A 15079-nucleotide genomic window follows, 5' to 3' on the forward strand; every position below is an offset into this window, starting at 1 on the left:
TCCGAAGGCACTCCAAAGACTATGAAAGAACAGTCAGTTCTGCCGAAGCATGGATATTATGGGCTAATTGCCAAATAATTATTAATCGATTCTGATAATAACAATACTTAATTTTTAAACATGCTCTAATCTTAATATAAAGTAAGCTGGAATGTTTAGCAGCTTAATTAAAAATAGCCGATTTATTGACTTAAAAAAGCATAAACTGCTCTTCCTACACTTTTAAGCTAGAATAAATCAGCCATAGACAGTCTAAAGGGGTATAACCTCCAAAACTTATTTTTTGGTACGGTTATTGATGCCTTCCATTTGTTGCGTGCTTCATAGCTCGTGGGTGGGGGGAACCCATTTAAAACCCATGATTTTTACTTCAAAAAGAAATTTCTCCTCCTTTTCGACTCTTTACTAAGATATACTTCCTCTTTTTCAATCTTTACCGAGAGTTATGGTATATTTATTGCTCCAAAACCGTATCAAACGGTATATATATATCCTTTTATTTCTCAGGCAAGAATTATCACAATTAAACATTCGGGTATGGGGGCTTTCTACGAGTATACGCTCTCCAAAGGCGTGAAGGGGCTGCGTTTTGTTGCTTTTTTTATAGTACAATGTACTTTTTTTTACTTTTTAATAGAAACATCGGCCGAAGCACAGACAATTCAGGGGGTTGTCTTCCGGGATTTTAACGCCGATGGACTTAAAACTAACACCACTACCTTTAATGAAATAGGCGTAAAAGGTATTTTGGTTTGTGCTTATAATAAAGACGGTTCGTTGGTCGACTCTACCCGCACCGCCGCCGATGGCTCCTATACGCTCACTAATACACTTAATTCGGATATAATACGTGTAGAATTCAAGGATTTTCTAGTAAGCGACTATGACGGCCCGTTTAATCCAACTGGAAGCAATACTTCCGTTCAGTTTGTCAGCGGAAATTCGAATGGGGTTAATTTAGGGATTAATTACCCTAATCATTATTGCGATACTGACAATCCACAATTGGTAACGACTTGTTTTGTATCCGTCAATGCCGCCACTACTCCCCTCGGCAGCCTTGATATACTGGTAGGAGTCCCGTTTGAAGTGATTGACACCACCAAGGTTGTCTCCCATTATGCCTTCGTTAAAGACCTCGGCTCGGTGTGGGGGATTGCTTACAAACGCGAAACCGCCCAAATTTTCACCGCCGCTTTTACCAAACGTCATGTCGGTTTTGCAGAACAGGGGCCAGGGGCCATTTTTGTCACAACCCTTGGAAGCTCGGATACCACTACCGCTGAGTTTTTTAACTTGGGCTCGGTAGCGGGCGTTGACATGCACACTGACCTCCCCGACAGTATTACGGCCAATGCTCGCCTCGACAGTTATGATATTCCAGCATACGATGCCGTAGGGAAAGTGGGCATTGGTGATTTGGATATTTCGGATGATGGGCAAACCCTCTGGTTGACCAACCTAAACAATCGAAGACTGTACGCTTTGGATATTGCTACGAAAGATACCGTTTCATACCCCATTCCCAATCCTTGCAATGGGCAAAGTTATCGTCCGTTTGCGACCAAATATTATCGCAACAAAGTATACATAGGTGTAGTTTGTACCCGCGAAGATGCACTTGACAAAAGCGACACCACTGGACTGGCCGCCACCGTTTATGCTTTTGAAAATGGCACCTTTACCCAAGTACTAAGCTTTCCACTCACTTATTTAAAAGGTGCTTCCAACGCCGACATCCTCATTGGTGATGGGAGAGGGAACAAATGGCGTCCTTGGATTCCGCTTCCTTATTTGGTCCCCGACAGAGACAACAATTTCACAACCTATCCGCAAGCTTGGCTCACCGACATCGAGTTTGATGTTGACGGTTCCATGATTATTGGCCTACGAGACCGTTTTGCCGATCAAATGGGATTCAACAATCGATTCCCCATTGCAAATGACACCAATTTTGTAACCGTTATCGGCCCAGGAGAAATTTTACGGGCAGGCCCATGCGGTCCCAACGGGACATGGATTATTGAAAACAATGGTTCGGTTTGTGGAAGTACAGCATCAATGCAGCAATTGGATGCCCAAGGAATTGGCGGAGGCAAGTACTACTGGGGTGACCGTTCTCAAGACGGTAGCAACCACGAAATGAACTCTCAGGCGGGCCTAGCACTTTTGGCAGGCAGCGGAAAACTCGCTACGACCGCCATCAACCCCACTGATGTACCCAATGCTGGGGGAATCAAACGCCTCATTAATTCAAATGGCAATAAAGATGGAAATGCTACTGGAGAGGAGCCCAATCCCAACGGAGGTGCCATTTTATATACTGACGACGTATTTGGGTTTGGCAAAGCGAATGGTTTGGGAGATTTGGAAATTTTGTGCGCACCTCAACCCATCGAAATCGGCAACAGAATATGGTGGGATAAAAATAAAAACGGAATACAAGATGCCAATGAGGCCGGGATTGACGGGGTAACAGTCACACTTTGTGATTCAAATGGCACGGCCTTAGCCAACGTACAATCCGCCAACGGAGGTCAATATTACTTTTCATCAGCAACGGCTTCCAGTGGGCCTTCGTATGTTAAGTACGAAGTGGGCCTTAAAACAAACACTAAATATATCCTTAAAATCGGCGATTTTGCTACGCAAACAGCTCTCCTTGGTTTGCGCCTCACTACTCCCAATAGCTCCGCCGATAATATAGATTCTGACTTTGAAGAGGTCGGAGCTAACTTAACGTTTACATTTACTACTGGCGGTGCTGGCCAAAATAATTTTAAAGTCGACGCAGGTTTCACCGATTATCCAGTAGACTTAGCCCTCAAAAAAAGCATCAGCACCAAAATCGCCCACATCGGTGATACCCTGACTTATACCATCAAAGTATGGAATGAATTTACCAACAATGCCACTGGCGTTGAAGTAACCGATTCCATTGCCACCACCGTTCAGTTTCTCAACGCAACATTCAACACCAGCCGAGGCAGTGCAACCATCTCGGACAACGTCATCAAATGGACCATTGGAAACATCACCGCCAACGGTGATACCGTCACGCTGACCTACAAGGTAAAAGCCGTGCAGGAGGGTGTTCATTTCAACACCGCCGAAATCAGCAAAACCAATGAAAAAGACAAAGACTCAACCCCAAACAATGCCCAAGAAGGAGAAGATGACATTGACCGCCAGTGTTTTACCGTTCCAATAAAGCTGTGTGTAGGGGAAAAAGTACAGGCCAGTGTCCCTGCTAAGTATACGGGAGTGGAATGGTTTAAAACTGGCACCGCCGAACCTGTAGCAAGTGGCAACGAAGTATTATTGAGTGAAACTGGCACATATACATTTAAGGCACTTAACAGTACCTGTCCCGCAGAGGGTTGTTGTCCCATCATTATCGAACCTGGCGACAATTGCTGCCCCGAAGATTTATGCGTTCCGTTTACCATTAAACAAACCAAAAAAGCAGGGAAAATCATCTAAAATTTATCTTGATAACAAAAAGAGAGAGCCCACAAGGGCTCTCTCTTTTTGTTATCAAGGGTTTGGCTTAGTTTTTGCAGAAGGGGCAGACCTGCAAAAGAGGGCAAATTTTTAAGATGAAAACTGCAAGCTAAATACCATTTTCAGCTTACTGCGTTTTCAATTTCTACAAATCATTTCTAAAAAAGAAAAATAAGTGAGCTCAGATTGGGCTTACTTATTTAATAATGCAGGGGCGGAAGCTAACTTTTTGACTGCGCAAAAACAGCATCAAAAAAACACCAAAAAACAATATTAAAAGTCCCGAAAATACAATACCCCCCTTCAATCCGTCTTCAATTCAGTCATTCAAGTTTCTTTAGCTAAACTTATTGGAATAAATTAAATACATTTTTATGGATATTTTTATATAATTTATAATTATTTCAATAGTTATTTATGCCAATTTATATACCAATAAACATCATTATAGGTATATAAATTGCCTAAAATCCCACAATTGGCATATAATTTGTATACCAAATAAATATCCCTAATAGTGCTACATTTTATTTCAAAAAGCCACTATTAAGAAATATTCTATTTTAAAACTTATATCAGGTATACGTCGCAATCTCAGCTTTTATGGACTCAAACAACTACAATAACTTTTCTGCCAAAATGTTGCTATCTCGCCTGCCAAGTAAACCCCTACTTACAAAAATATCAATCTTGCTTTTACTATGTTGTGCTGGTACTACTGCGTATAGCCAGTGCACCATATCCATTTCAAAAGTTATCGTTTCGGGGTGTTATTTAGTTGGCAGCCAAAGCAAAGCTACCGTAAGTGTAGAAGTGGCTTGGACCAACGCACCAACTGGTGGTACAATTACGGTGACGCTGGGAGCGCAAACACGAACCATCACTCCTGGCTTAATCACGGTTACGTATCCGCAAGTTGCTGGAAATTCTAGTCGAACGGGTGACCAAACCATTGTTACCCCTCAAGTAGTAGCTTTTGAAATCAATGCTGACGGAAGTACTAATAATACGATTACGGCCAGATTTAACAATACTTGTACTACTTCCACAACTTACAACGCACCAGCAGCCTGTCCCATTACAGCTTGCAGCGGTAACAATATAGGGGGAGTCGTATTCAAAGATTTCAATGACAACGGTGTAAAGGAAACTGGCGAAAGCGCTGGTATTGCATCGGTTTTGGTAAAAGGAATTGCCTGCGACGGAACTGTTTATACAGGTACTACGGATGGCTATGGTTATTATTCATTGCCTGTACCTGCCAATAAGTACCCCGTCCGGGTTGAGTTTGGCAATGTCCCTTCGGTCTATAAATTAGGAATAAATGGCACAAATTCACGTACTTCGGTACAGTTCGTAAGTGCTCCTGCCTGCAATGTTAATCTAGGCCTCATTAACCCAATTGATTATTGTACTGATAATAACCTCAGGATATTTGTTCCCTGTTTCGCCTATGGTGACCCTTTGCTAACGAGCGGTGCTACGAGTGCAAATTTATCGGGGAATGCCGATGCCCTCGCCAGTATTCCCTACGGAATTACGGCAGGAGTTTCGACAACAAATGCGCTTTTTTTTGATGAAAAAGGAATCGCCAAAGCAAGTCAAATTGGAACAATTTGGGGGTTGGCTTATAATAAATATACGAAGAGACTCTTTCAATCAGCGGTCTTGAAACGCCATGCTGGCTTAGGACCACAGGGATTAGGAGGATTGTATGTAACGAACTACACCAATGCTGCCACCCCAACAACAACCTCGTTCTTGAACGTAACTACAGATTTAGGCGTCAGTGTAGGAACAATTGCCAATAATAGCGGATCAGGAGGACGTGGATTACAAGCAGATAAGACCCTACCCAGTCGAGATAATGATGCATTTAGTAAAATTGGTAAAGTAGGATTGGGAGATCTGGATATATCCGACGACGGCAATAAGCTTTGGTTCGTAAATATGTTTGATAAAAAGTTGTACTCAGTAGACATCACTCAGTATAATCAGGACGGAATAACTAAACCAACCTCGGCGAATGTTAACTCCTTCACGATCCCTGCCACCTGTACGGGTGGCGAGTATCGTCCTTGGGCACTGAAGGCTTATAATGGTAAAGTCTATGTCGGTGGAATATGCGACGCCCAATCGTCTGGCAATAAATCAAACTTACGAGCTTCGGTTTATGAACTGAACGGCAATACCTTTACCCAAATTTTTGATTTTCCACTTACTTATCCAAAAGGTTATCCAGCAGCAGCCAATACAGACATAACAGGCTGGTTTCCATGGACAGACACGTTTAATGATTTACTTGATGGAAGCGAAATATTAAGACATCCCGTCCCTATGTTTACCGATATTGAATTTGACATAGACGGCTCTATGGTACTCGGATTTGGGGACCGTACGGGTTGGCAGGGAGGTGACCGAAATTACCGTCCCGACGGAACCAGTACAACGCTCTACGAAACCAATTCTCAAGCGGGCGATATTTTACGGGCTTTTAACGCAAATGGCACTTTTGTATTGGAGAACAATGCGAAGGCAGGCCCCAACATTGGGTATGGCGCAGGTAACCAGCAAGGTCCGGGTTTTGGCGAATTTTATAATGATAACTGGGTACAAGAAAACGGCAATGTTTTATATCACGCCGAAGAAATGATAGGAAGCTTAGCTTTAAAGCCAGGTTCGGGTGAGGTAGTTGCCACTGCCATTGACCCCCAAGATAGACACCCCTACGCTGGGGGGGTTCGGTATATGAATAACACAACAGGGCTTGTTAATGGTTTTTATACCGTTTATATTACTCGTGGTCCAGATGGTAGCCCCAATCCTGGCACTTTTGCCAAAGCTACGGGTTTGGGCGACATTGAATTGAGTTGCGGCAATCTTGAAATTATTGAAATAGGAAACCGTGTTTGGCTAGATACCAATAAAGACGGAATTCAGGATGCCTGCGAAAAAGGGCTAAAAGATGTCAATATCACGCTTTACAAGGGCACGGCCAAAATTGCCACTACGAAAACAGACGCCAATGGTGAGTATTTTTTCAATCGAAAATCAAAACTCATCGGAGGTATTTGGTCAGGTACAGGGGCTGATACTACGGTGTTGCCCAACAGTAGTTACAGTTTAGTATTTGGCACAGGCGGCCAAATCACTAACAGTAACGACACGTTGAAAGTAAGCGGAATCGGTAAATTTTTACTCACCCAAAAAGATGTAGCTGCCAATACCGCTAATGATTTGAATGACAGCGATGCTGCCAAAACCAACTTTGCTACAGAAGGAGGCAGTTATCCCATCATAAGCGTCACTACCGAAGCCATCGCTAGTACAAATCACACCTATGATGCGGGTTTCTATTGCATTGACCCTTATAACTACAAGGCCACTGTCACGCAGGCTACCTGTACTGGTATTTCGGCCAATAGCGATGCTAAGATTGAGCTGACAGATGTAAAATGTGCCGACAAATATGCATTCTCAAAAAACTCGGGAGGTACATTCAGCGGTGCTGCTTATGCGTCTGCTACTGCCCTGACAGGTACAACAATCACTTTGAACAATTTAGCTAACCCTGCGACTGCCCAAGGAGATACATTCTATGTTCGTTTATACAACGGTCTATGCTGTTTTAAAGATACCCTGATTATTCTTCCTTATAAAGATTGCAGTTGTGTTAAACCTATCGTATCGACTACCCCTAAAGATCAGGTCACATGCCAGGGAGAAACGGTTGTCAATTATACGGCAAGTACCACGCCAAGTACGGGTCTGACGCTTAAATGGTACGGTCCATTGAATGATACAACTGGCAGTTTGGGAACAGAAATCAGTGGCGCTACTTCAGCCACTTATACGCCAACCGCCAGTTTTACAGGCAAGAAATACTTTGCGGTAGTGGCCATCGGTGCCGCACCTTCATGCGCAGATACCGCATTTGTATCATTAAACATCAACCTTCGCCCAGTCGCAAATGTAACGGCTAAAAAACAAAGCATCTGTATAGGAACTATGCCAACAGCTTATATTGCTACCCCAAATACTGGCGTAATATACAAATGGTACGGTGTACTTTCGGATACCACTAGTAGTATAGGTGCAGCTATAGACGATGCTACATCAGCAAATTTTACCCCTACAGGTGTCGCCATTACCACGGTGGGGACGAAATACTATGCGGTAGTAATAACTGATTCTCAAACCTCCTGTAAAGACACAGCTTTTGTCCAACTTACTGTGAGTGCCAAACCCATCGCCGGCGCTGATATTATAGGTAGCAACGCCATTTGTAACACCATTGCCAGTGTCGATCTGCCCAATGCCGCCAACGGCGAAACTTGGACTCAGCTCGGCAGTAATCCTAAAAACGTTGCCATCGACCCCGCTTCGGGTATCGTTACTGGCATGGATGCCATCGGTATCTATCAATTTATATTGACTAACTCAGCCACGGGTTGTGCCGATACCGTTGCCGTCGAAACCAAAAACTGCCTCAAAGGAAGCATCGGTGACTTTATCTGGAAAGATCTTAACGATAACGGCTTACAGGATGCCAACGAACCTAGTGTGAAAGGGGTAATTGTGCAACTGCTCAACGGAGATACCAATGCTCTGCTCGCAACCGATACCACCGATACCAACGGATTATACGGATTCTCAGATCTGGGTTCAGGTAATTACAAAGTCAAAATCGTGCTTAACTCTCTGCCAGATACCTGCCAAATAAGCTCTAAAAAGGATATAACGAGCAATGGCGGTAACGACACAAATGACTCCGACTTTGACCCAACCACGGCAGAAAGCCCAATCATCAACATCAATACTTTGGGAACGGACATCGTCAAAGACAATCCAACCGTTGATGCTGCTTTGATTATCCCATGTGTCAAGCCTGTTTGGACGCTTACATCAACCCCAATCTGTTCGCCTAGCACCGCCGTCTACAGCGTTAGTTTCTCCATTGCTAACAAAAATGGTAGCTTAAAAGTCAATGCGGGTACACTTTCTGGAACCAACCCATACACCGTAACAGGTATTCCAAACGGAACCAATCTGATTGTAACCGACAGTCTACGAGCCAACTGTGTGTTTGATACCACTTTTATTGCCCCCGATTGCAGTTGCCCACAGATTAACCTGCTCACCCCAAATGCCACGGCCTGCATCGGAGATACTCTCCCTACCCTCAAAATCGTTCTTATCGGAACTAATCTCGACGGAGTTACGGCTAATTGGTACGCTAGCGCAACAGGAGGCACTGCACTCGCAACAGGACTCTCTTTCAAACCAACAGGTATCATAAGCGCTACCGATACTTTCTATGTAGCGTTGACAGGAGCTCCCGAATGTATCAATCAACCCCGCAGTGCCGTCATCGTCACGGCCCAGAATTGCGATGTTGATTTGGCTTTAAAGAAACTCATCAGCACCAAAATCGCCCACATCGGTGATACCCTGACTTATACCATCAAAGTATGGAATGAATTTACCAACAATGCCACTGGCGTTGAAGTAACCGATTCCATTGCCACCACCGTTCAGTTTCTCAACGCAACATTCAACACCAGCCGAGGCAGTGCAACCATCTCGGACAACGTCATCAAATGGACCATTGGAAACATCGCCGCCAACGGTGATACCGTCACGCTGACCTACAAGGTAAAAGCAGTGCAGGAGGGCGTCCATTTCAACACCGCCGAAATCAGCAAAACCAACGAAAAAGACAAAGACTCTTCCCCCAATAATGCCCAAGAAGGAGAAGATGACACTGACCGCCAGTGTTTTACCGTTCCAATAAAGCTGTGTGTAGGGGAAAAAGTACAGGCCAGTGTCCCTGCTAAGTATACGGGAGTGGAATGGTTTAAAACTGGCACCACCGAACCTGTAGCAAGTGGTAATGAAGTATTATTGAGTGAAACTGGTACGTATACTTTTAAAGCAATTAACAATACCTGCCCCGCCGAAGGCTGCTGCCCCGTAATCATTGAGCCTGGCGACCATTGCTGCCCCGAAGAGTTATGCGTTCCGTTTACCATTAAACAAACCAAAAAAGCAGGGAAAAATCTCTAAATGCCACTTCTAACAAAAAAAAGAGAGCTCCTGGGGCTCTCTTTTTTTTGTTGCTGTTTTCTTGATTATCAACGATCTACATACATCCCGTCATAGTATTTTTGATAATTGCCAGAAGTGACATTTTCTAGCCATTTCTGATTATCCAAATACCATTGCACGGTTTTCTCCAGCCCTTCTTCAAACGTAACCGAAGGTTTCCAGCCCAATTCATTCATCAGCTTAGACGGGTCAATGGCATAGCGTAAATCATGGCCAGCACGGTCGGTTACGTAAGTAATCAACTGCACCGATGTGCCTTCTGGTCTTCCTAATTTCTCATCCATTACTTTGCACAACAGAAATACCAAATCAAGGTTTTTCCACTCATTGCAACCACCAATATTATACGTTTCGCCGTTTACGCCTTCGTGAAAAATCAAGTCAATGGCGCGTGCGTGGTCTTCGACGTACAACCAATCCCGAACATTTTCGCCTTTTCCATAAACTGGAAGCGGCTTGTTGTTTTGAATATTGTTAATCATCAAAGGAATTAACTTTTCGGGAAAATGATTGGGTCCGTAGTTGTTGGAACAATTGGAAATCACCACTGGCAATTTGTACGTATTATGGTACGCCCGCACAAAATGGTCAGAAGAAGCCTTCGATGCCGAGTACGGCGACCGTGGGTCATAGCTGGTAGTTTCCACAAAAAACTCTTTCGGGTCGTGAAGCTCTCCGTAGACTTCGTCGGTCGAAACGTGATAAAAACGTCGCCCTTCTTCTTTTCCTTTCCACGCAATACGAGCGGCATTGAGCAAATTTACCGTGCCAATCACGTTGGTCATCACAAACGCCATCGGGTCGGAAATAGAACGGTCGACGTGCGACTCGGCCGCCAAGTGAACAACCCCCGTGAAATCATGCGTTTTAAAAAGTTCATCAATAAACGCCGAGTTTGTAATGTCCCCTTTTACAAACGTATAATTGGGTTGGCTTTCTATATCAGTCAGGTTAGCTAAATTACCAGCGTAGGTAAGAGCGTCTAAATTGACAATTTGGGTGGTAGGATAGTTGGTCACAAACCGTCGTACCACATGCGACCCAATAAAACCAGCGCCTCCCGTTATAAGTATTTTTTGCATAGTTGATGAGAATAAAATTCGGATATTCTAAAGCTTTATATAAACTATTTGCGTGTTGCTAATTTTTGTTCCCAACGCCATGCGTCCCGCAGTGAATCTTCCAGCGACTTTTCAGTTTGCCATTTCATTACTTCCCGCGACTTATCGACCTGAGCATAAATCTGTTCCACATCGCCCGGGCGACGCGGCCCAATGCTGTAATTTAATTTAACATTATTTACTTCTTCAAACGTCTTTATCAGCTGCAACACCGTCACGCCCTCGCCTGTACCGATATTGAAAACATCATAGAAGTTTTCTTCCTGCACACCCGCCAGCAGCTCCAACGCTTTTACGTGCGCTTTGGCCAAATCGACCACGTGAATAAAATCACGAATACACGTACCGTCAGGCGTATTGTAATCACTGCCAAAAACGGTCAGTTTCTGACGCAGGCCCGCCGCCGTTTGGGTAATGTACGGCACCAGATTGCTCGGAACTCCGCGCGGCAACTCCCCTATTTCGGCCGTTTCGTGGGCGCCCACAGGATTGAAATACCGCAACGCAATGGCCTTCATGGCAGGCTTAGAAAAGATAAAATCACGAATGATATCTTCGCATATTTTCTTGGTGTTGCCGTACGGCGAAGCCGCTTCTTGGCGCGGTGTAGCCTCGGTTACAGGCAGATGGTCAGGTTGGCCATACACCGTACACGAAGAAGAAAAAACGAAATTATGTACCCCGTACTCTTTCATTAATTTTAATAAAAGAACCGTGGTGCCAATGTTGTTTCCGTAATAAAGTAGCGGATTCTCGACCGATTCTCCCACGGCTTTGTTGGCCGCAAAATGAATTACTCCCCCAATTTTTCCCTTTTCAAAAAGGGCACGCAGCGCTACTTCATCGTTACAATCTGCGTTATAGCAAACGACTGGCTTACCAATTATTTTTTCGAGGCCTTCCAGTACTTTCTCCTCTGAATTGCTAAAATTGTCAATGATAATGGGTTCAAAACCCGACTTTTGTAATTCAACGACTGTATGTGAGCCAATAAAACCCGCCCCGCCTGTGACTAATATTTTCATATATTGAGCAAAAAGTGAGTAACAAAACTATAAAATTTGGGCGCTGAAAAAAAATTGTTTTTATTTATCGCCAACAACGCCAAATCATACCGTATGACAGAGCAAGAAATCAAAGCGCTGGTTTCGCTACTCGACGACGACGACAAGGAAGTATCTCGTTTGGTTGAACGCGAAATTAGGCAACAGGGAGGCAAAATCATTCCTTTTTTAGAGAATGAATGGGAAAGTGCGGGCTTTAGCCCTGACGTACAGCGAAAAATAGAGGAGTTGATTCATGAACTTCAATACGTATTGACCCTCGAACGCTTGACCAATTGGTACAACGGCGGAGCCGTCGACCTCTTGGAAGGGTTGTGGATTGTGGCTACTTATCAGTATCCTGACCTTTCACTGGAAAAAATTCGCGCTGATTTTGAACAGTTTTACTACGAAACTTGGCTTGAATTTAAGATTGATATGCACCCAATCGACCAAATTCGGGCCTTGAACCACGTTTTTTTCTCGAAATTAAAGTTTGGCTCAAATACCAAAAATTTCCATTCGGCTGGTAATTCCATGATTAACGTGGTGTTGGAAACAAAAAAAGGGAATCCGATTTCCCTTTGCTGTATCTACATGATTATTGCGCAGCGGCTCAATATGCCCGTTTATGGCGTCAATTTGCCCAATCTATTTGTTCTGACGTACAAACAGGATTCAATTCAGTTTTATGTCAATGTGTTTAACAAAGGCCTAGTATTTATGCGCTCGGACATTGACCACTACATTGCCCAGTTGAATCTAAAATCCAACGAGACGTTTTATCAACCTTGCAGTAATCTTGACATTCTCAAACGGGTGCTTCGCAATCTGACGCTGGCGTTTGAAAAAACGGGAGATACCGACAAGGTCAATGAGATAGAAAAAATGGCCTTAATTCTGAATGAACCGTTGCCTGAATAAAAACACAATATCTCTTAAATAGCCACGACTCCGCAGAAATCCTCCACCCAAAACCGATGCAACTGATGCAATTGTTTAGGGATTTCGGGAAAAGTAACAACGCCCTGCCCGTAGGCATTGCTATCCCCAAAAGGTTCGACAAAAATGTGATTTTTGAAGTTAAGCCGCCGCACACCGTCCAGTTTATACAGCGCCTCTTTGGCGCACCAGTAGGTTACTAATTTTGGAAGCTCCATCTGCACCTCCAACTTTTCATTTTCTGACAAAAACTTAGGTGCTACGCGGGCCAGTTTATCAGCCATGCGTTCTATGTCAATTCCGAGTGGTTTGGTAGGGTGCAACGTAACCCCTACATACTTAACCGTATGCGTGATAGAAATCTCGGCGATTCGGTGTCGTAAATGGGGCTTTCCGTGTTCATCTTTCACCATACCTTCGTACGGCAGGCCTTTACTTTCCACCAACAATTGCATAACATACCGCCCAGTCAGCCACTCTAATTGTTTTTGGGGGTGAGAAATGGTTTTGAATTCCTCCCACTCTTCAGCCTCCGCCACCACGTTCTTAAGCAACACCTCGGGAGTCTCGGCAATTTCCCAAACTAAAATTTCACAGTCATCAAAAACTGTCCATTGACGAACCAGCGGCATTATAAAGGAGTTATCAAGTACTTATTCATTGTAATTCGTAAATATAGCCCGTTATTTTATACTTATCCAACCTCAGGTTGGGAGTTCATTTATGCCATGACGAAAATTCAAGTTCAAAAAACAGATACTTTTTCGGGACACAGAGATTGTGTTTACGCCCTCCAACCCGCCCTCCAACCGCACCATTTTTTCTCGGCAGCGGGAGATGGCCTGGTCGTACATTGGGATTTGACCCGTCCAGATTGGGGAGAAGTGGTAGCGCAGGTACCCGCTTCGGTATATTCTATGGCGTATGATTCGGTTCAAAACCAACTATGGGTAGGACAAAACTACGAAGGAATTCAACGCATTGCACCGTATGAGAAGCAGGTTGTGTCATCCATTCGTCTGACCACTGCCACCATTTTCGATATTCAATTTTTTGAAAATCAGGCCTTTATTGGACTTTCTGATGGCATAGTGTTAATCATGGACAAAGAACAATTTGCGGTCCGTAAACACTTGAAAGCCTCCAACCAAAGCGCCCGTTGTATCAGCATCAACCCTCACACCCGCGAACTCGCGGTGGGGTATAGTGACCATACTATCCGAATATTTGGACTTGACGACCATGTATTGCATTATACCTTAGTATCACATACCAATTCGGTGTTTACCCTACAGTATTCTCCCGACGGGCGATTTTTAATTTCTGGTAGTCGGGATGCGCACCTTAAAGTATGGGATGTATCCGAAAAGTACAGGCTGCATCAGGATGTTGTGGCGCATCTTTTTGCCATCAATCATGTAGTTTACAGTCCTGATGCGCAATGGCTGGCTACTTGCAGCATGGACAAATCTATTAAAGTATGGGACGCCACTACCTTTAAACTACTCAAAGTCATCGACCGCGCTCGACACGCGGGGCACGGCACATCCATCAACAAACTTCTTTGGTCAACGTTTGATAATCAGCTGGTTTCGGCAAGCGATGACAAACGAATTTCGGTGTGGGATATAAAGTATGCGTAAAAAAGGGAAGAATTGTCATCGCCAAAGCGACGGTTATTTTGTATTTTTTTTGTAAATTTGATTAAAAAGATACTCTTCAAATGCTCGCCATTCATAAAGAAGCGTTTTTCAAAGTTGCAGATATGCTCAACTGTTGGATTGGACTCCGTGAGCCTAACCCACTAGCCGACCAATGGATTGGCCGCGTGGGCTACATTGCCAAAGGCGAACGCTGTAAAGCCAAAACCGCCGACAACCCCTCTTTTCGTTTTGCAGGTCTTGTGACAGATCCCACTCTATGCCCTGAAGCATTTACGCAGGCAACCTTAACTGATGCCCTCGAAAAATGGAAGAAGTTCACATTTAATAATCAACTTCCCAGCGGTTTTACGAGAGTAGAAAGCGGTTCAGAAAAAGGACTGGTCAAATACGAAGGTGCCGCTATCCACGCAGATTTTGATTTAATGAGTATCAATGTGGCCGATAAAAACGGCCACATAGGTTTTACGACCAGAAACGACGCTCATTCACTTTTCATCAAAGCTCAACCTCTTCTAAATCATTTTTTCGGTTCAGCGCTGATTATGCACGGGTCTGAATTTGATTGGGATGGCGGTATTGGAGCGAGAGAGAGTGAATATGTATTTTATTTTGGCCCTAAACGCCAATTCAAACAAACGCTTTCTTCAATGCCCCAAAAAGTGGGCACTTTACATTAAATAACCATTACTTAAGGTTC

The 15079-nt window shown here is 44.0% G+C and carries 8 protein-coding genes; 5 read left to right on the forward strand and 3 right to left on the reverse strand.

Annotated features, from left to right (window positions below; translation table 11 throughout):
- The first annotated feature begins 537 nt into the window (after window positions 1-537).
- Both DVG78_RS14505 and DVG78_RS14510 read left to right on the forward strand, forming a co-directional pair.
- Window positions 538-3483, forward strand: coding sequence for an SdrD B-like domain-containing protein (locus tag DVG78_RS14505; protein WP_114461795.1), 2946 nt, complete (start codon window positions 538-540; stop codon window positions 3481-3483).
- 711 nt (window positions 3484-4194) lie between these two features.
- Complete coding sequence (locus tag DVG78_RS14510; protein ID WP_158550033.1) at window positions 4195-9570, forward strand: SdrD B-like domain-containing protein; 5376 nt, start codon at window positions 4195-4197, stop codon at window positions 9568-9570.
- 68 nt (window positions 9571-9638) lie between these two features.
- Here DVG78_RS14510 and rfbB read toward each other — a convergent pair whose 3' ends face one another.
- Window positions 9639-10694 (reverse strand): dTDP-glucose 4,6-dehydratase, encoded by a 1056-nt coding sequence (rfbB, locus tag DVG78_RS14515; RefSeq protein ID WP_114461797.1) that lies wholly within the window; start codon window positions 10692-10694, stop codon window positions 9639-9641.
- 44 nt (window positions 10695-10738) lie between these two features.
- A complete protein-coding gene (gene galE, locus DVG78_RS14520) occupies window positions 10739-11758 on the reverse strand; it encodes a UDP-glucose 4-epimerase GalE (RefSeq protein WP_114461798.1) in 1020 nt (339 codons plus the stop codon).
- A gap of 93 nt (window positions 11759-11851) precedes the next feature.
- On the opposite strand from galE, the gene DVG78_RS14525 reads away from it, so the two are divergent.
- On the forward strand, window positions 11852-12700 hold the full coding sequence (locus tag DVG78_RS14525; RefSeq protein WP_114461928.1) for a transglutaminase-like domain-containing protein: 849 nt from the start codon (window positions 11852-11854) through the stop codon (window positions 12698-12700).
- A 14-nt stretch (window positions 12701-12714) separates the two neighbouring features.
- On the opposite strand, the gene DVG78_RS14530 is transcribed toward DVG78_RS14525, so the two are convergent.
- Window positions 12715-13350, reverse strand: coding sequence for a 4'-phosphopantetheinyl transferase family protein (locus DVG78_RS14530; protein WP_114461799.1), 636 nt, complete (start codon window positions 13348-13350; stop codon window positions 12715-12717).
- Window positions 13351-13446: 96 nt separating this feature from the next.
- Here DVG78_RS14530 and DVG78_RS14535 point away from each other — a divergent pair, with 96 nt between their 5' ends.
- Window positions 13447-14361: a WD40 repeat domain-containing protein gene (locus DVG78_RS14535; protein ID WP_114461800.1), complete on the forward strand. Its 915-nt coding sequence runs from the start codon at window positions 13447-13449 to the stop codon at window positions 14359-14361.
- Window positions 14362-14441: 80 nt separating this feature from the next.
- Entirely contained in the window at window positions 14442-15059 is a 618-nt protein-coding gene (locus DVG78_RS14540) for a hypothetical protein (protein ID WP_114461801.1), read from the forward strand.
- Window positions 15060-15079: the final 20 nt, after the last annotated feature.

The sequence above is a fragment of the Runella aurantiaca genome (assembly GCF_003339505.1).
In the GTDB taxonomy this organism is placed as follows: domain Bacteria; phylum Bacteroidota; class Bacteroidia; order Cytophagales; family Spirosomataceae; genus Runella; species Runella aurantiaca.